Annotated in this window: 19 protein-coding genes; 11 read left to right on the top strand and 8 right to left on the bottom strand. The window is 28.4% G+C overall.

All coding sequences use genetic code 4. The annotated features are described in order from the left end of the window. Positions 1 to 47 precede the first annotated feature (47 nt). Both hpt and upp read right to left on the bottom strand, forming a co-directional pair. Positions 48 to 590 carry a hypoxanthine phosphoribosyltransferase gene (hpt, locus tag R9C05_RS02235; RefSeq protein ID WP_121941023.1) on the bottom strand — a complete coding sequence of 181 codons (543 nt, stop codon included), beginning with the start codon at positions 588 to 590 and terminating at the stop codon, positions 48 to 50. A 2-nt stretch (positions 591 to 592) separates the two neighbouring features. Then, the gene (gene upp / locus R9C05_RS02230) at positions 593 to 1,219 is read right to left on the bottom strand and encodes a uracil phosphoribosyltransferase (RefSeq protein ID WP_121941024.1); all 627 of its coding nucleotides are present in this window, start codon (positions 1,217 to 1,219) and stop codon (positions 593 to 595) included. 347 nt (positions 1,220 to 1,566) lie between these two features. On the opposite strand from upp, the gene R9C05_RS02225 reads away from it, so the two are divergent. From R9C05_RS02225 to R9C05_RS02180, 10 genes are all read left to right on the top strand, one after another. Beyond that, entirely contained in the window at positions 1,567 to 2,796 is a 1,230-nt protein-coding gene (locus R9C05_RS02225) for a hemolysin family protein (RefSeq protein ID WP_404810265.1), read from the top strand. Between the two features lie 195 nt (positions 2,797 to 2,991). Beyond that, a complete protein-coding gene (gene rpsF, locus R9C05_RS02220) occupies positions 2,992 to 3,684 on the top strand; it encodes a 30S ribosomal protein S6 (protein WP_121941026.1) in 693 nt (230 codons plus the stop codon). A gap of 27 nt (positions 3,685 to 3,711) precedes the next feature. After that, positions 3,712 to 4,161 carry a single-stranded DNA-binding protein gene (locus tag R9C05_RS02215; RefSeq protein WP_121941027.1) on the top strand — a complete coding sequence of 150 codons (450 nt, stop codon included), beginning with the start codon at positions 3,712 to 3,714 and terminating at the stop codon, positions 4,159 to 4,161. A gap of 14 nt (positions 4,162 to 4,175) precedes the next feature. Further along, on the top strand, positions 4,176 to 4,511 hold the full coding sequence (gene rpsR / locus R9C05_RS02210) for a 30S ribosomal protein S18 (protein WP_121941028.1): 336 nt from the start codon (positions 4,176 to 4,178) through the stop codon (positions 4,509 to 4,511). A gap of 73 nt (positions 4,512 to 4,584) precedes the next feature. Further along, entirely contained in the window at positions 4,585 to 5,136 is a 552-nt protein-coding gene (yihA, locus tag R9C05_RS02205) for a ribosome biogenesis GTP-binding protein YihA/YsxC (protein WP_121941029.1), read from the top strand. A gap of 103 nt (positions 5,137 to 5,239) precedes the next feature. Next, the gene (locus R9C05_RS02200) at positions 5,240 to 7,207 is read left to right on the top strand and encodes a GGDEF domain-containing protein (protein WP_121941030.1); all 1,968 of its coding nucleotides are present in this window, start codon (positions 5,240 to 5,242) and stop codon (positions 7,205 to 7,207) included. Further along, positions 7,188 to 7,625 (top strand): 50S ribosomal protein L9, encoded by a 438-nt coding sequence (rplI, locus tag R9C05_RS02195; protein ID WP_121941031.1) that lies wholly within the window; start codon positions 7,188 to 7,190, stop codon positions 7,623 to 7,625. The genes R9C05_RS02200 and rplI overlap by 20 nt, the downstream gene beginning before the upstream one ends. A gap of 35 nt (positions 7,626 to 7,660) precedes the next feature. Then, positions 7,661 to 9,109: a replicative DNA helicase gene (gene dnaB, locus R9C05_RS02190; protein WP_121940912.1), complete on the top strand. Its 1,449-nt coding sequence runs from the start codon at positions 7,661 to 7,663 to the stop codon at positions 9,107 to 9,109. A gap of 18 nt (positions 9,110 to 9,127) precedes the next feature. After that, positions 9,128 to 10,294, top strand: a complete 1,167-nt coding sequence (locus R9C05_RS02185) for a YitT family protein (protein WP_121940911.1) — start codon at positions 9,128 to 9,130, stop codon at positions 10,292 to 10,294. 92 nt (positions 10,295 to 10,386) lie between these two features. Next, entirely contained in the window at positions 10,387 to 11,517 is a 1,131-nt protein-coding gene (locus R9C05_RS02180) for a YitT family protein (RefSeq protein ID WP_121940910.1), read from the top strand. Between the two features lie 75 nt (positions 11,518 to 11,592). Here R9C05_RS02180 and R9C05_RS02175 read toward each other — a convergent pair whose 3' ends face one another. Then, positions 11,593 to 12,051, bottom strand: a complete 459-nt coding sequence (locus R9C05_RS02175) for an RpiB/LacA/LacB family sugar-phosphate isomerase (protein WP_121940909.1) — start codon at positions 12,049 to 12,051, stop codon at positions 11,593 to 11,595. A 12-nt stretch (positions 12,052 to 12,063) separates the two neighbouring features. Continuing rightward, entirely contained in the window at positions 12,064 to 12,531 is a 468-nt protein-coding gene (locus tag R9C05_RS02170; RefSeq protein WP_121940908.1) for a Sua5/YciO/YrdC/YwlC family protein, read from the bottom strand. Between the two features lie 79 nt (positions 12,532 to 12,610). Between R9C05_RS02170 and mutM the strand changes: the two genes are divergently transcribed. Beyond that, positions 12,611 to 13,438, top strand: a complete 828-nt coding sequence (mutM, locus tag R9C05_RS02165) for a DNA-formamidopyrimidine glycosylase (protein ID WP_121940907.1) — start codon at positions 12,611 to 12,613, stop codon at positions 13,436 to 13,438. A gap of 42 nt (positions 13,439 to 13,480) precedes the next feature. Here mutM and R9C05_RS02160 read toward each other — a convergent pair whose 3' ends face one another. Genes R9C05_RS02160 through R9C05_RS02145 form a run of 4 tightly spaced genes read right to left on the bottom strand, consistent with a single transcriptional unit; the run spans position 13,481 to position 18,285 of the window. Then, positions 13,481 to 15,160, bottom strand: coding sequence for a hypothetical protein (locus R9C05_RS02160; protein ID WP_121940906.1), 1,680 nt, complete (start codon positions 15,158 to 15,160; stop codon positions 13,481 to 13,483). 18 nt (positions 15,161 to 15,178) lie between these two features. After that, entirely contained in the window at positions 15,179 to 16,033 is an 855-nt protein-coding gene (locus R9C05_RS02155; RefSeq protein WP_121940905.1) for an ABC transporter permease, read from the bottom strand. After that, complete coding sequence (locus R9C05_RS02150; RefSeq protein ID WP_211320128.1) at positions 16,026 to 16,877, bottom strand: ABC transporter permease; 852 nt, start codon at positions 16,875 to 16,877, stop codon at positions 16,026 to 16,028. Before R9C05_RS02150 ends, R9C05_RS02155 begins: the two co-directional genes overlap by 8 nt. 19 nt (positions 16,878 to 16,896) lie before the next feature. Then, the gene (locus R9C05_RS02145) at positions 16,897 to 18,285 is read right to left on the bottom strand and encodes an ABC transporter ATP-binding protein (protein WP_121940903.1); all 1,389 of its coding nucleotides are present in this window, start codon (positions 18,283 to 18,285) and stop codon (positions 16,897 to 16,899) included. Positions 18,286 to 18,296: the final 11 nt, after the last annotated feature.

Below are 18,296 nucleotides of genomic sequence, written 5' to 3'. Positions count from 1 at the left end.
ATTATTATAAAAGAAAAAGGAAAATGCTTTTTTAAGTTTGCATTTTCCTATTTTTTCAAGAATTTTTTATTAAAAATTCCAATATATGGCAAGTTTCTTAATTTTTCATCATAATCAAGGCCAAAACCAACTAAAAATTCATTAGGTGCTTCAAAACCAAATTTATCAGCATGTAGATTAACTTTTCTATTATGTGGTTTATCTAATAAAGTTAGGATTTTTAAACTCCTTGGTTGTCTTGTTAAAAGTAAACTTTTTGTTTTATCAAGCGTTATTCCGCTTTCGATTACATCTTCAACAATTAACACGTCTTTATTTTTAATATCAAGAGCTAGGTCCATTACTATTTTAACTGAACCTGATGAAACATGATTTCCAGAATAGGTTGAAATAATCATAAAATCAAGTACGTGATCAACATGAATTCTTTTTGAAAGTGCTGCTAGAAAAGGAACGGCTCCCTTCAAAAGACAAATTAAAACTAAATCTTTAGAATCTTTATAAGTTTCATCAACTCATTTTGCTAGTTCAATAATTTTTTTGTTTATTTCTTCTTCAGAATAAACTATTTTTTTAACTCAAGGATGCATATTTATTTTGTTCCAAAAATTCTATCGCCTGCGTCCCCTAATCCAGGCTCAATATATTTTTGGTCGTTTAATCTTTCATCTAAACTAGCTAAATAAATTTTGAAATCTTTTCCGAAACTTTTTTCAACGTTTTGAACTCCCTCATTGCAACCAACAAGGCATACAAGGCTGATATTGTTGAAACCATCTTTTTGTATTTTTTTGATAGCATCAACTGCACTGTTTCCTGTTGCCAGCATTGGATCAATTATAAAGATGTAACTATCCTTTGCTACCTCTGGCATTTTGTAAAAATATGAATGAGGCTTGTGTGTTTTTTCATCTCTATAAAGTCCAATGTGTCCAACTTTGGCTTCACGAATAAGATTTAAAAGTCCATCAACCATTCCAAGTCCTGCTCTTAAAATTGGAACAAAAACAATTTCTTTGTCATAGTCAAATCCATTGTATTCTTGGTTAAGTGGTGTAATCACTTTTTTACTTTTGCTTTTGTAATCTCTTAAAATTTCATAAAGCATAAGTGATGCAATTTCATTAAGGCGGGTTCTAAAAATTGAGTGGCTTGATTCTTTATCACGCATTTTTGTTAATTTGATTTTAATAATCGGATGTTCAATTACTTTTAACATTTTTTCTCCTTTTTAACTTTATTATTAAATAATATCACAAATAGAAAAACTCAAATTCTAAAGGTTAATTTTTAAGATGTAAATTTTCAAATTTCTTCTTAAATTAAGTTATTTTTTGGAAAATAAAAAAATCAAAATTTATTTTAAATTCAATACATTTTTTAAACCTAAAAATAAATTCTTCATTTTTAAATAATTATCAAACCAATTTACCTTATAATAAGTGTAGTTTAAATTTAACTTATAAATGGAGAAATAAAGAAATGAGCGGGTCGCCGTGCCTAACTAATTTAATTAACGAATCTGGAAAAGCTAAAGTTGCTACTGCAACTACTACGCCTATTTACATGTTTATAATTTTTGCTGCCGTTATGCTTGGACTACTATTATTTAGTGGAATTTTTTCTGCTTCAGAAACAGCATATACTTCTGTCGGTTCAGCAAGAATTGAAGGAATGGTTGCAAACAAAGAACGCGGAGCAAAAATTATACAAAAACAGCATGTAAGATTTAACAGAACTTTAGGAACAATTTTAATCTGCAACAATATTGTCAACATTGCCTCTTCAACACTATTCAGTTATATTTTGACATTAGCAAATGTTGATCCTGGGCTTGCAACAATAATTTCAATTTTTGTTATGACACCAGTTATTGTTCTTTTTACAGAAATTTTACCTAAACTAGTTGCAAAAGCAAAACCAATTAGAACTATCAAAACATTTTGATGATTAATAGAAGCATGTTATTTTATATTCTTCCCAATTGCTTGACCAATTTCAAAAATTGGAAAGAAAATTTATATTACTAACACTGAAGAAGAAGTAAAAAGCTTACTAAATATTGCAAACAATGAAGGCGTTTTAGAAACAAATGAATCTTCAATGGCAAAAAATGTACTTGACCTTGACTCAACTAAAGTTTCACAACACTATGTAAAGTTAAAAAACATCGATTACTTAAATTACAGAGCAACATTAACTGAAACCTTAGACATGTTTAAAGAAACAAACTTTTCACGTCTTCCGATTGAAAAAGATGGAAACTTAATTGGAATAATTTTATTAAAAGATGTTTTCTACCTTAAAAAAGGTACCATTATGAATTATTTAAAACCAGTTCCAATGATTTCTCAAAACTCAAATCTATCAGCAGCTCTTGAAAAAATGCGTCAAGCTAGAGTTCAAATGGCTTTTGTTACTGAAAATAATAACACTGATAAAGTTATTGGACTTATTACAATTGAGGACATTTTAGAAGAAGTCGTTGGTGAAATTTATGACGAATTTGACACCGATGAATCAATTTATGAAATTAGCCTTGAAAAAGCTGAAGCACGAGGAACTGTCAAACTAAAACAATTGTGAAAACAACTTGAACTTGATGAATATACTATGATTTTACTTTCCGAAGAAGATGAAAACAAAAAACTTTCTGAATGATTAAGTGAAAAAGTTGGACATAGTTTAAGAAAAAATACCAAATATGTTTTAGATGATAAAATCAGTTTCAAAGTTATTGAGAAAAAAGGAAGCGATGCTCCTCATGATTTGATCGAAATTGATTGAGGAAAATAAAAATATTGATTTTTAAAACTTAAGATTCAAACGAATTTTAAGTTTTTTTATTAAAAAACTCACCTTTTATCGCATTGCCATTTTTAATTACAATTAAATATTTAATATATAATAAATACGTTATGTTTTAAAAAAAATACTAACAAGGGTGAGACTCCTTGACCTTTTTAGGTCCAAATGTCCACAAGGAGAATTATGTCAAATTATGAAATTATGATTCTAACTGACCCTCATTCAACAGAAGATGAACTTCACAAATTAGTTCATCAAGTTTTGGGAAAAACTGCCAAAATTCAAAAACTTGAAAGAGCGGAATTAGCTTATCCTATCAAAAAGCAAACTCGTGCAAATTATTTCTTAGTTAATGTAAAAATCGAAGCAGCTCATGTTGCTGAATTTACTCGTGTTTTTAACATTAACAAATTCGTTTTGAGATATTTAGTTATTAATCTTGACAACGAAAAAGGATTAAAACCACACAAATTTGCTAAATTTCAAAAACGTCAAAATAATCCAAACTTTAAAAAACCAGTTAATAAACCTGAAGAAGGTGCTAAAACTGAACATGTTAAAAAACTAGATGAAGATAAAAAAGCAACATCAAAAGCTTCAAAAACAACAAAAACTTTAAAAACTGAAAAACCAGCTAAAGAAGAAAAAGTTGTTGCAAGCGAAGAAAAACCAAAAAAAGTTACTAAAAAAACTTCTGAAGTAAAACCAAAAGCTGAAAAACTAGCTAAAGAAGAAAAAACAGAAAAAGCAAAAAAGACTACAAAAGCAAAAGATGAAACTAAAACTACAAAAACTAAAGTAGCTAAAAAAGCAAAAGAAGAAAAAGCTACTTCAGTTGAAGAAAAACCTAAAAAAACAAGAGCTAAAAAAGCTTAATCACACTTAATTTAACTTGGAGGGAAAATGAATAAAGTTATTTTAATCGGTCGTTTAACTAACACTCCTTACAAAGGAATGACCACAAAAGAAATAGAATTTTCACGTTTTACAATCGCAGTAAGAAGAGGTTATGCTGATGCAAACAGAGAACCAATTATTGACTTTTTACCATGCGTAGCATGAAGAAAGAATGCAGAATTTATTAATAAATTTTTAGATAAAGGTTCATTAATTTTAGTTGAAGGCACTGCACAAGCATCAAGAACAAAAGATGCTAATGGTCAAAATGTTAACAACTTTTGAATTAGTGCTGAAAGAGTTGAACCTCTTGAAACTAAAACAGTTGCAGATGGCAGAAGAAAAGCAAACACTGGCGAATTAACTTTACCTTCAAATGTTGAAAATGGAAACAGCCAAAATGATGATGAATCACCAAATGAAAATGACGGTGAATTTGGCGGTTTAAACTGATAAATTAGGAGTAATTTATGGCAAGAATAGTTCGTAAAAAACCTTTTGTTCGTAGACGTCCATGTCAATTCTGTTCACCTAAAAATACTTTAGAAAAAATTGATTACAAAGATGAAGCAACTTTATCAAAACTAGTTAATTTACAAGGTAAAATTCTTTCATCAAGAATTACCGGAACATGTGCAAAACACCAAAGAGCCGTTTCTTTAGCAATTAAAAGAGCAAGATTTGTAGCAATATTGCCTTACATTGGTTCAATAAGAAAAGATAAAGACGTTAAAGTTGAAAAAACTACACATGAACATGTGCAAAAAGCTAATAAAGAAGTTAAAGAATCAGTAAAAGCTGAATAAAATTTCTTATTTAAATTTAAGCAAGGCAAAACAATTAAGCCTTGCTTTTTATTTATTCAATATAATTAAGATTATGTGAAAATATCTAAAAAGTGCTCAAGATCAAAATAGTTGATTTCAACATGAAGGCGAAGAAATTGTTTTTTGAGGTCGGTCAAATGTTGGAAAATCTAGCTTAATCAATAGTTTAGCTGAAAGCAAAGTTGCTAAAACTAGTTCTACTCCAGGGCGTACTAGATTAATTAATTATTTTGAAACTACTAACAAAAAAATTGTAGTTGACTTGCCAGGTTATGGCTTTGCTAAAATGTCAAAAAAAGATCAAGATAAAATTTCTTCAATAATTGATCTTTATTTTTCGTCTTCAAGCAATCAAAAAACTGTTTGTTTATTAATTGATGCTAAAATTGGATTTTTGCCTATTGATCTTGAAATGATTGAATATTTAAATCAAAAGAATATTCACTTTGACATAATAATTACTAAAATTGACAAAGCAAATCAAGCGCAAATGCATAAGGTTAAAAAACAAGCCTTAACTTTTTCAATAAACATAAATGTTTTTCTTGTTTCTTCAACAAAGAAAAAAGGAATTTCTGACATTTTAGAGTTTTTTAAGTTATAAATCTTAAAAAGCATTCAAAAAATGAACAAAATTTATCTTTTTTACTCAACAAGCACACAACCTTTTATATATTTAAATTAATAATTAAACTATAATTAATATTATGAAAAAATCAAAATCACTTATCCTTTTAATTGTTATTTCTCTATTTTTACTGCTAATCCCAACAGTTTTATTTGTTTTGGGACTTTTTTATCTTAAACCCAATATGCAAATACTAATTGGTGTGAGTTATGTTATTTGATTAATTATTTTGATAAGTTTAGTTGTGGCAATTTTAAAAGTGTTGCCTAAAAGGCTTAATTTACTCAAAAATTCGCTTAATTACTATACTGAACAAGAAATTGCGAAACATAATTTAGGTTTAATAATTTTTACTAACTCAGGTGAAATTATTTGAACAAGCGATTTTATTAGAAAAAGATTTGGTGATGAAATAATTGGAAAAAATATCAAAAGACTTTTAAATATCAATGAATGAACAAATGATAATCAACACTTAAAAATGATTCATGAAAATTCTCATTATGAAGTATTTGTTAATCTTGAAAAAAATATTGCAACATTACAAGATGAAACAATCATGAACCAAATTTTGAAGGACTATGAAAGTCAAAGAATTGTTTATGGTGAAATAAGCATTGATAATTTAAGTTTATTTCAATCAACTTTATCTGAAGAAGAACTTTTCAAAATTTATACCGCTGTAGTTAACATTCTTAAAAAGATTTCAAAAAAATACGACTTAGTTTATCGTCAATATGAAAATGGTCACTATCTTGTAATTATTACAAAAGAAACTTTAGATCAATTTGAAGCAAATGAATTTAGTTTTTTAAACAAAATTTCTGACTCAGCAGATTTACCTAAAGATATTAAATTAACTCTTTCAGCAGGGTTCGCTTATGGGATTTATCGTTTTGATGTTCTAAGTGCATTAGCAAAAAGTGCCTTACTTCAAAGTGAAACCAGAGGCGGGAATCAAGTAACTGTGTTAACTAAAAATGAAAAACCAAGAAATTATGGTTCATTTTCAGAAATTCAAATTAACGAATCGAGAACAAACGTTGCTTTTATTGCCCAAACTTTAATTGAAAAAATTCAATCTAAATCAATTAATAAAGTAATTATTTATGGTCATAAAAATGCTGACTTAGATGCTCTTGGTTCATCATATGCTCTTTGAAAATTATCAAAAGCTTTTGGAAAAGAAGCATATATTCAAAACAAAACTTTTGATGATACTACTCAAAGAATTATTAATTCAACACTAATTGAAAATAGAGATGAAATTTTTGTTGCTCCAAAAGAAGCAACTAAATTAAATGATGATAATACTTTGGTTATTTTAACTGACAACTCTGAACTACAAAGAATTGAGAATAAATTAGCTTTAAAAAATATTAGAAAAGAAAACATTTTTGTTTTAGATCACCACAGAATTGCAAAGAACCCTGATTATGTTATTCCAAAGAATACACATATTGACTCTTCTGCATCTTCTGCAAGTGAAATTGTTACCGAAATAATTTCTTTAACTAGCAATAGTGACAAAATTGACGCAGTTACTGCTCAACTTTTACTTGACGGAATTTATCTTGACACTAATATTTTTAAAAAGCAAACAAGTTTTAAAACTTTCCAAGCTGCTTCTATTCTTTCAAGTTGAGGAGCAAGCACGAAAGAAGCAGTTTTAGCATTAAAAGTAAATGAAGAAATTTATCAAAAAATCAATCATTTATTAAAAAACTTACAAGAAGTAAAACCTGGATTTTATTTAGCTTATGCAGGTGATATCGTTATTTCAAACGATATTATTGCAGCAGCATCTGATGAAATCTTAAGAGTAGAAGGAAGAAAAGCAGCCTTTGTTGTTGGAAAACTACCCACTGGAAATTACAAAATGTCAGCTCGTGGAATCAATACCAACGTTCAAGTAATTGCTGAAGCAGTTAATGGCGGTGGTCACTTTGGAACCGCAGCAGCAGAAAGCGATGAAACATTAGAAGTTTTCATTGACAATATTAAACAAGCAATAGTGAGTGTGAAAAATGAAAGTAATATTGATTAAACCATATCAAAAATACAAAGTAAATGAAATTATTGAAGTTACCGATGGATTTGCTAAAAATTTCTTAATAAAAAATGGGTATGCTCAGCCAGTTAATAAACAAACTTTAGCTAATTTAGACAGAATCAAAACTAACATAAAAACCAATTTAGCTCAAGAAATTGAAGATGCACACAAAATAAAAGAAGAACTTGAAAAAATCACCATCACTTTTGAACTTAAAACACACAATAATGTAGTTCACGGTTCAATAACGCATAAAGCCATTCACAAAGAAGTTGAAAAATTTGGAATCAAACTTCCAAAAAATTCAATCACAGGCGATTCTTTAAACACAATCGGAATGCACAAAGTTTTAATTGAACTTCATCCTCAAGTTAAAGCATTTCTAAATGTTTTAATTAATGAAGCAAAATAAACAAAAAAAAAAAAAAAAAAAACAAGGAGTGAAACATGAATCAGGAAAATAAAAAAATAGAAAAAGATTTAGTAATTGCTGAAATTGAAGCAGGATTTTTAGGTATCATCATTCGTGATAATAGTGCTTATTCAAGAATTAGTCAATCAATCAAACCTGAAATGTTTCACTTCAAGCAAAATCAAATTTTATTTCAAGCAATCCAAGATTTAGTTGATCAAGGGATTGCATTTGATGTTACAGAACTTAGCTTACACTTGGAAAAACAAAAATTAATGGACCAAATTGCTTTCAAAGGAATGACTGGTTTTGAATATCTTAATTATGTTTACCGAAACTCTGATTTTGTGAAAAATTTAGAGCACAATTCAAAAGTAATAATTGATCAATATAAAATTGATAAACTAATTGCATTAGTTGATAAAACTAAACAAACTATGGAAAATGAACCTTTTGAAATTAGTAAACTAATTGATGAACTTCAACTTGCATTAATTAATATCAATATTTCTGAACTTAATACTGAATATAGAAGTGTTTATGAAGTTGCAAAAGAAATCATTGATTCAATCAAAACAAATCAAGAAGATGAATCAACTGGACTTAAATTTGGTTATGAAGAACTTGACAAACTTGTTTTAGGTTCAAACCCCGGTGATTTAGTAATTTTAGCCGCTCGTCCTTCAATGGGAAAAACTGCATTTGCCACAAATATTGCTATCAAAGTTGCTAAAGCAAAAAAGAATGTTTTATTTTTCAGCCTTGAAATGACAAATGCACAAATTGTTGAAAGAATGCTAGCAATTGAATCATCAGTTCCAATTAGCTTACTTAAAAAAGGTGATAAAAGTCTAACAACTCATGACTGATCATTTTTACATGCTGCAATGAACACAATGAAAGGTTGAAACTTACATTTAAATGACAAACCAACCTTGAATATTTCAGAACTTAAAACTTTAGCAAACAAATTTGGCGGTGAAAAGAAAATTGTTGACTTAGTTATAGTGGACTATTTACAATTAATTGGCGATTTAAAAAGTTCAGGTGACAATAGACAACTTGAAGTTGCTAAAATTTCACGTTCTTTAAAACAATTAGCTCGTGAACTTGAATGTCCAATCATTGCTCTTTCACAACTTTCACGTAACGTTGAAAGACGTGAAGACAAAATGCCTATCATGTCAGACTTACGTGAAAGTGGTGGAATCGAACAAGATGCTGACTTAATAATGTTCTTATATCGTGCTGACTATTATCAAAAACATAAAACTTCTTACATTGATAAAAGTAAATCTGAATCTGATGAATACTTATCTAATGAAGAAGATAATAAAAAAGATGATGATAGTGCAGAAACATCTGTTGTTGAAGTTATCGTTGCAAAAAACCGTCACGGTGCAACTGGTAGAGTTAGTCTTTTCTTTGACAAACCAACTAATAGATTTTATTATAGAGAAACTAAAGATAAATCTAACAAATAAGGAGGATAATAAACAAGAATGATAGAAAATAAAGAACTTGCTCAAAAACAACAAGAGAAACTTGAACGTAGAAAACGTAATCTTGAAATTCAAAGAAATAATAATCCCTTAAATGTCAATATACTTAATATCTGAAAGAAGAATCCGAAAAAAATCATGTGGATGTTTATTTCGGCTCTTCTTTATAACTTAGCTTTAACTGTTTTTCTTAAAAAAGCAGCAACTATTGCAACTGGAACTTCTTCATTTGCACAATTGATTACATTTTTAGGTCCATCTAGTTTTGAAACTTTTTATGGATTCTTTTATGTTTTAGTTAATTTGCCGTTAATGTTCATTTTTTGAAAAGCCAATCCAAGACTCTTTATGGTTTTAACATTTTGGTGAATGTTCTTTCAATGTTCTATTCAATGTATTTTCATTGATTACACTGGAAATGGTAATCCAATAACTGACTTTTTAAACACATATATTTCAGTTTATAGACCAGAAACTCCAAGCGGAAATTATACTTTCAACGGTGAAGTTATTAAAATAAAATATTGATCTGTTTATACAAATAGTAAGGGCGGATATTATGACGGACAAAACTGACCAATATTAATTTACGCTTTTTTAGGTGGAATTTTTGAAGCTTCTTCATCAGTTCTTGCTTGAAGAGCAAGAGGTTCAATTGGTGGAACATCAATAATCTCAAACTATTTCGCCCTTAAGAAAAAGAAAGCAGTTGGAAATGTACTATTTTTTGTTGCATTAGTTTTCTCAGCTTTCTCAATTATTGTTTTAGGTTCATTAGAAGCTGCGGGAAAAGTAAAAGGAAGAAGTTGAGATGCAACAAGCTTTTTAACAAGATTATGTGGAACTTTTATTTTCCTAATCATTAGCACTTTTATTGTCAACAAATTCTTTCCTAAATACAAAAAAGTGAAGATTGAAATTTATACTCAAAAAGCCGAATGAATTGCTGAACATTTCAAAAAAATTGGATATGCTCATGCATTCAACATTTATAAAGGTTATGCTGGTTTTTCACATGCCGAATTTGCTAAAGTTGAAACAATTGCTCTTTACCTTGAAAAAGATATAATCCTTGAAAGAGTGAAAGAAATTGATAAAAATGCTTGAATTGCAACCTCGAATATTCAAGAAATAAATGGTCATTTTGATACCTCTTTTATTGACTAGCCCAAATAAAAATAACAACTTTTTTCAAATAAAATTAAATTCTTAAAAATGTGCTATTATTTTTGAAAATACAAGCAAGAAAGGAGACACTAATGGAAAACGGAGAGAAAAAAATAACTCTTAGACCAACACAATATGATGAAATAAATCCATACAAATTAAACTTTTTTAATATTTGAAAAAAATTTCCAAAAAACTTAATTTTCATTATAATTTCAGCTTTTCTTTACAACATTGGTGTTGCTCTTTTCTTGGGCAAGGCAGCCACTGTTGCTTCAGGAATTTCTGCAATTGTTCAAGGTTTGACTTACTCACTTCCAATTACTCAAAAATACTTTGCTTTCATTTATCTTGGATTAAATATTCCTTTCATAATTGCCTTTTGGAAAAAGAATAATCGTAAATTTATGCTCTGCACACTTTATTGACTTCTTTTCCAAGTAGTTGCTCAAAGTATCTTCTTGATTCCGCAAGTTCAATCTGCCGTTAATAGTTTAACTATTTTCAATATGAAAATTGAAAAAGCGGGTGGTGAGATTGTAAAAGTTCCTTGAGAAGTTTATACAAAAACTTATGAACTAAAATTAGGATTAACTGCTGCAGAAACTCTAAAAATTCAAAACCCAACTTGACCTATTATTGTTTATTCACTTGTTGGTGGTGTGCTCTCAGGAGCGGCCGCAGGAATTGCTTGAAAAAATCATGGTTCAACTGCAGGAAGCGATGTCTTTATTTATTACATTTCAAAAATGAAGAAAAAATCAGTAGGTAGCGTTTCATTTATTATTGCTATAATCTTTGCTCTCTTTTCTATTATTATCATTGGATTTTTAGAAGGATTTGGTGTTAATCCAAACATCAATTGAGCAGAAGACGGATTTATTGTAAGAATAATTTCAACCGCAATTTATATCTTTATCTTTAACTTATTCATCAATCTAATTTATCCTAAATATAAGAAAGTTAAAATTGAAATTTATACCAAGAAACCTAATGAAGTTATTTCTCATTTAAGAAGCATTGGATACTGACACGGCTACAATTATTCACCAGTTACATCAGGGTTTAATGATTCAACTAGCACAAAAGTTGAAACAGTTGCCTTGCTTCTAGAACTTTCATTTATTAAAGCTGAAATTCTAAAAATTGATCCAAGTGCCTTTATTGATGTAACTTATATTTATCATGTCTTTGGTGATTTCAATACCTCAAAAGTTGATTAAGCACTGCGGTGCTTTTTATTTTTATTTATCAAATAAAAATAAAAAAAGTGAGTTCTTAAAACTCACTTTGATTCATTATCTTTCTTCCCCAACTTCATCTAATTTTATGATTCTTGGTATATGGCGGTTACCTTCAAATTTAGCATGTTCTCATTCTTTGAACATTTCAAATGCTTGATCTACCGTAACTAAACGTCCACCGAAACATAGCACATTTGCATCGTTGTGTTGTTTTGCAAGTTTTGCTTCTTCAACATTTGTTACTCTTGCACAACGAATTTGTTTGAAACGATTTAATGCAATGCTAATTCCGATTCCTGATCCACAAATTGCTATATATTTAGTATTTTCTCTATCTTTGTCATTAATAATTTCGCGAGCAAAATCGATTCCAACGTCTGAATATGAACATGATTGATCATCATCAGAAGTTGCACCACGTAAGATTACTTCATAACCTTCTTTTGCAATTTTTTTTGCGAGTTCTTCTTTTATTTTATTGCCAGCGTGATCGCTAACTATTTTTACTTTCATTATTAATCCTTCTTAATTTCTTAAAATTTCACCAGTTTCAACACGAATAACTTGACTTGCTTTTCCGCTCATTTCACCAAAGTTATAAACATTTGTTACTTCAGGAAATACTTCTTTTGCAGCTTCAATAGTTTCACATACAGGTGCACCAGAAATATTGCAACTTGTAAAGTAAACTGGACCATTTTTTTTAAGGTATTCTAAAAATTTCTCTTGTTTAGGCATTCTAAAACCTTGATCATTAACTACAAGTGTATATGCTCCAGGCCATCATTTCTTTGCAAATTCTTCAGCTTGAGTATTTCATTCTTTAAATTTTCTTGCTTGCTCAATTGAACCAACTAAAATGATTAATTTTTTTAATCTATCTCTTCCTTTAATTTCGTAGATTAAGTCTTTAACCTCTTTGCTAACCTTGCCACCAATTCCAAGAATTGTATCTGTTGTAGAAATAAAAAGTTTGTTATATTTATTTGCCATAAATCAATTATAAAAGAATAACTTTAAAATGAAAATAATTTTTTTTGTTTTGATTTTTAAGTAAAAGTATAATTAATTTATGCCAGAATTAGCTGAAGTTAGAGTAGTTTGCGACGCCTTAAATAAAACAATTAAAAACAAGAAAATTGTTGAAATTAAAATTTTTAAATCTAAACTTTTTAAAGAAAAATCAGTTCAAGAATTCAAGGAAATTTTGACCGACAAAACCATTTTAAAAGTTGAAAATAAAGGCAAGCATATTATCATTTATTTAAACGAAAATTTAGTTTTACTTTCTCATTTAAGAATGGAAGGAAAGTATCGTTTTTATAATAAAGGTGAAGAAAATTTTGACACTCACCTTATATGCACTTTCCATTTTAAAGATGGATCATATTTAAATTATTTAGATTCTAGAATGTTCGGAACATTCCATTTAAGAAACTTACAAAACTATGACAAAATTTTACCTTTATCAAAAGTTGCAAATGAACCTAAAAATGTTGACATTAATAATCTCTACGAAAAGATTAAAAAATCAACATCCTCAATTAAAACAAAACTTTTAGATCAAACATTAGTTTCTGGAATTGGAAATATTTATATTGATGAAGCACTATTTTTAGCAAAGGTTCATCCTGAAACAAAAGCAAATAGAATAAGTAGAGATGAATTAAAAGAAATTATTGATTTTTCAGCAGAAGTTATGCAGAAAAGTTATGAGTATGGCGGAACTACATTATTTAGTTATGAATCAATGAATAGTCTTGAAGGAAAATATCAAGAACTATTGAAAGTGCACAATGATAAAATAAAAAATTGTTCTATATGCAAGAGCAAAATTGAAAAAATAAAGGTCAATGGAAGAATGAGCTATTTTTGTCCAAATTGTCAAAAAAGAAAATAAAAAAACCAAGATTCTAAAAGAATTTTTTTGGTTTTTTAATGTTTAAGATCTAGTCGCTTCAAAGTATGCTTGAATAATTTTTGTTCTAAGTTTTGTTTCAATAATTGGATAATTTTTTACATTATAACTTGCAGTTTGTTCGGGTTGTTCATACATTGAAATTGCTATTTCATCATCTGCAAAATATCATTTTTTAATAAATTCATAGAGTCCAATTTCGGTTGGAGTGTAGACTACAAAGTCAAAATTCATCACTTCGCCAATGCTACTTTCAGTAAAAAGTTCACTTAAAAAATCATCAAAGTAATATAACTCATTGTTTCTTATTTTTACTGCATCATCAAATTTTTTAGACTTAATTAAATTAACAAATTCATCAACTTTTTTAATTGCTTCATCAATTTCATCGGTTTGTGTTTTTGATAATTTTATTGTATTTTTATTAACTTTTATTGTTGCTGTTTCATTATATTCATCTACAAAATTTTGAAGAAGTTCATCTTTAATTCTTCCTTTTTCTTGAATAATCATTTTATCATCAAGTTTTTCCAAAAACTCGTTGAAGAATTTGTCTTCAAGTTTGTAAATTCTTTTATCAATGTTATCAATATTTTCATCAATTTCAGTATTGGCGTAAAGTGTTTCTTTTAATACTAACATAATATTTTTCATTTGCTCATCTGTTAGAGTTTTTGAAACAATTCAAACATCCATTAATAGAAAATTATTTTTAGGTCTAATAAATCGAACTAGCCCTTCTTCAACCGCTTGAAAATTATCGCTTGAGTAGTATGCATCAAGTGCATCGCCATTATATAAAATAGCAACATCTGATTTTTTTGGCTTAGGTTCAATTAAATGGTTTAGAAGTGCAAGGCCATCACTGTTAAAGTAATTAAAGTTAGTATTTTTAATACTATTTTTGGTTGTTTCTTGAACAAAATCACTGAAACCTTTAATTGCATCTTTAAAATTAGTTTCATCAAAACGATTGTAATTTTCTCAATCTAAATAATTTGCACCAATCATTAAATTATCAAGGTGAGCATTAGTTCAACCGAAATGTCTATAGTTAAATTCATAAAGCTTGGTTAAAATTTCTTTTCAAGACATTTGCATGTCTTTTAATTCTTTTTCCACATTTTCGTTAATGTGAGGACGTGAGGTTTTATTAATTGAATATGCAATTCCTTTGTCTTGAGTGAAATAAGGAATTACATATTCTCAAATATGATCTTCAATTTTATCGCCATTAACATCATAAGTTTTTTTAGTTTCATCTAATATAGCATGTGGTTTTTTAACTTTCAAGATTTCAAAAATTTCTTGATCATATTTTTCTAAATGTTCAGCAACCAATGGTTTAAATAATTTTTTCCGAGTTTTTCAGTTATTTGCGTCTTTGCCGAAAATAATTTCAAAATCAAGTTTTTTGATTTTATTATCAATAATAAGTTCGGCAGCTTGAAAATCACTTCCTATTCCAGCAATCGCTTTTTCGTTAGAAAGTGCTTGAGTAAATTCACTAATTTCTTTAAATTCACGATAGTCAAAATTGTTTTTAATTTTTTTAACTATTTCGGGTGAAAGGTATGACTCATAATTGTATATAGATGGGCGATAAGCATTATTAATCTTTGTAAAAATAAGCCCAGAAAGAAGACCAAAGATTAATAGAATAGGGAACAAAATCAGTAAAATAGTTCAAAATTTTCTTTTCAATTTATACTGTTTTGCTCGCTAAACACGAAGCCCTTTATTTAAAATTATTTTTTTTGTATTTAGAGCTTTTTTAGCTTTTGAAAATTGTACTGATTTGTATGAAACATAGATTATGTTGGCAAAGAGAACCACTATTAATGCAATGCCACCAATTGCAAGAGATCAAGCTTGGAATTGGCCTTGATAAAGTTGTGTTCCAAGTGTTTGAGTATTTGAAACGATTCTGGTAATTATGAAGTCATCCAAAGATAGAGCCATAGAAATAACGAAGGTAAATCCGATTGAACTTAACATATATACAAAGTAAGTTTTAAATCAAGTTTTAAATTTAGAATAGCCTAAATCTTGACTTGCTTCAAAAATGTTTTTTGAAAACTTATCACTTTTTGGAAGCATTATTAAAATTCCATAAGGTAAAATCATAACTGCATGAGCGATGATGGCCCTGAAAAATCCTTCGCTTGTTGCTTTCAATGTTCCAAAAAATATTAAATTTAAAACAATTGCAAGAGTTAAAGCGGTAATAACGTCAGGATTAATCAATGGAACATTTGATGTTGTTTGGACATAAGCTCGCATTGATTTATTTTTATTTCTTCAAAGAGCAAAAACTGTGATTAAAGAAAGAAAAATTACAATAATGCTTGTTGAAAATCCAATTAAAAGTGAATTAACAAAAGCAAGTCATCTGTTTTTTGAAAAAAGATCAATGTATGCAGATCAACTAGTTTTGTTTCAAGTTGTAATTGAGAATGTTCCTTTTGATGAAGGCTCATTAAATGAGTAAACTAGCCCGAATAGAATTGGAATATAAAGAAGTAAGATAATAATAAAAACATATGAATTTTTCATAAAACTTTTAAATTTACTCATAATTACCTCCTTGTTTATATTTATTTATTAAATAAGGGATTCCATAAATGATTGCATAAAGTGCTAATAGAATTAGCAAAGTTATGATAACTAATGTACTTGCTGTTGCCAAATCATAAGGATTTGCTGGGTTAGCAAATTGATTAATCAAATTTCCAATTAATTGAAGCTGTGAACCATCAGGCAATAGCTTATCACTAATAATAATAGAAGTAGATGAAAGCATGAAAACCATACCGAAGGCTGAAAGAATAGCTTTTAATGAATAAGGTAAAACAACTTTCATCATTGTTTTAAACTTAGAATAACCTAAATCTTGACTAGCTTCTAAGATATTGTTCGGCATATCTTTTAAAACTGAATAAATTGGAAGTATTGAAAATGGCAAAAATAAGTAAACCATTCCAACAACCATAAATCATTTACTATTTAAAGCGTTTTTATCAAACATTGCTTCAAAAAGACCACGTACTGCCAAAGCTTTTGAAATTGTAAAGATTAACATCGGACTTAAGATTAAACTTAATGCTAAAGTTTTGAAAATCTTTGATTTGCTTCTTGAAACTATAAATGCATATGGGAAACCTATTAAAACGGAAACAAATGCTGCAATTAAACCTATGTAAATTGATCTAGCAATAATATTTCAAGTTAAAGGTTTTTTAATAATTTCTCAATTTTCAAGATTTGTTTGACCTTCAAGTGGTTTAAAAGCATAAATGAAGATCAAAGTCATGGGTAATAGAATAAAAACTAAAGAAAAAATTATATAAGGTATAGAAAGTGATGCTTGAAGTTTTGACATTGTTGGCAATTTTTTCTTTTTAGTGAATTTATTCTTCATAAATTCCATTTTACGTTGTCTAATTTCCATTACTTTGCACCGTTTCAGCTTCAAACTTCAAGTCTTTTTTCATTAAATGAATCGCATCAATATCTCAGTTTAGATAAACTTCTCTTCCGACTTCATATTTGCTTGAAGTCTCAATGGTGATTATTTTATCCTTCACTTGAATGGTGTAATTGTAGTAGCTTCCACCATAAATTGATGTAAGAATTTCACCAGTAAGTTTTGCATTAGTTTTAGCTCTAGTAATATAAATATCCTCAGGCCTAATTAGTGCATCAAGGCTTTCGCCAGGTTCAAATTCTTCATGAATTGTTTCAAAAGTTTTTCCTAAGAATTTAACTTTATTTTTTGAAACAAATGTTGCATCAAAGAAATTTGAATCACCAATGAAATTTGCTACTCATTTATTTACAGGATAGTCATAAAGTTCACGAGGTGCACCATATTGTTCAACTTTTCCATCACGGATAATTGCAATCTTGTCACTTAGTTGTAAAGCTTCGTTTCTATCATGTGTTACAAAAATAAATGTGAGTTGTAATTTTTGTTGAATTTGTCTAAGTAAAATTTGCATTTTTTCACGAATTTTTGCATCAAGTGCTGACAAAGGTTCATCAAGAAGTAAAACTGAAGGTTCTATAACTAAAGATCTAGCTAAAGCAACACGTTGCTTCATTCCGCCTGAAAGAGAATTAATGTTCTTTCTTTCATTGCCTTCAAGGCCAACTAACTTAATAATATTTGAAACTTCCTTGTTCATTTCTTCTTCAGTTATTGGTCTAGTTAGGTATCTTTTTTCATATTGTTCTGTTTTTAAATCTACATAGTTTTCTCAATATGAATAATGGAAGTCCATATCATCAATTAAAAGTTGAAACTTATGTTTTTTACGTTCATCACCATTTGGCATTTCAATATATTTTTCATATTGTTCCATTTTTTTATCAAGTTTTGCCATTTGATCTTGAGCTTCTTTTGCTCATTTTGCTTGTTTTTTAGTTAAGGCAAACTTGAATTTTTTAGGAATTTCTGCCTTAGGCATTCTTTTTAATCTAAGCCCATATTTAATATTATTTTCAACATTCAAATGCGGAAAAAGTGCATAATCTTGGAAGATTGTTGAAACATCTCGTTTATGAGGTTCTAAGTCTTTAATGTCTTTATCAAAGAATTTAACTTCACCACGGGTAACTCATTCAAACCCACCAATGATTCTTAGGATGGTAGTTTTTCCAGAACCTGAAGGGCCTAGAAGAGTAACGAACTGACCTTTTTCAATTTTTAAATTAACATTATCAAGTACGTTTTTGCCATCAAATTCTTTAACAATATCAACGAGTTCAATTATTGGCTGTTCGCTAATTGAAATAGCTTTTTTTGTAGTTTGTGTTTTGTTAAACATTATTCTTCCTC

The sequence above is a fragment of the Metamycoplasma subdolum genome (genome assembly GCF_033546815.1).
Taxonomy (GTDB): domain Bacteria; phylum Bacillota_I; class Bacilli_A; order Mycoplasmatales; family Metamycoplasmataceae; genus Metamycoplasma; species Metamycoplasma subdolum.
This window is presented reverse-complemented; position numbering and strand designations above follow the sequence as displayed.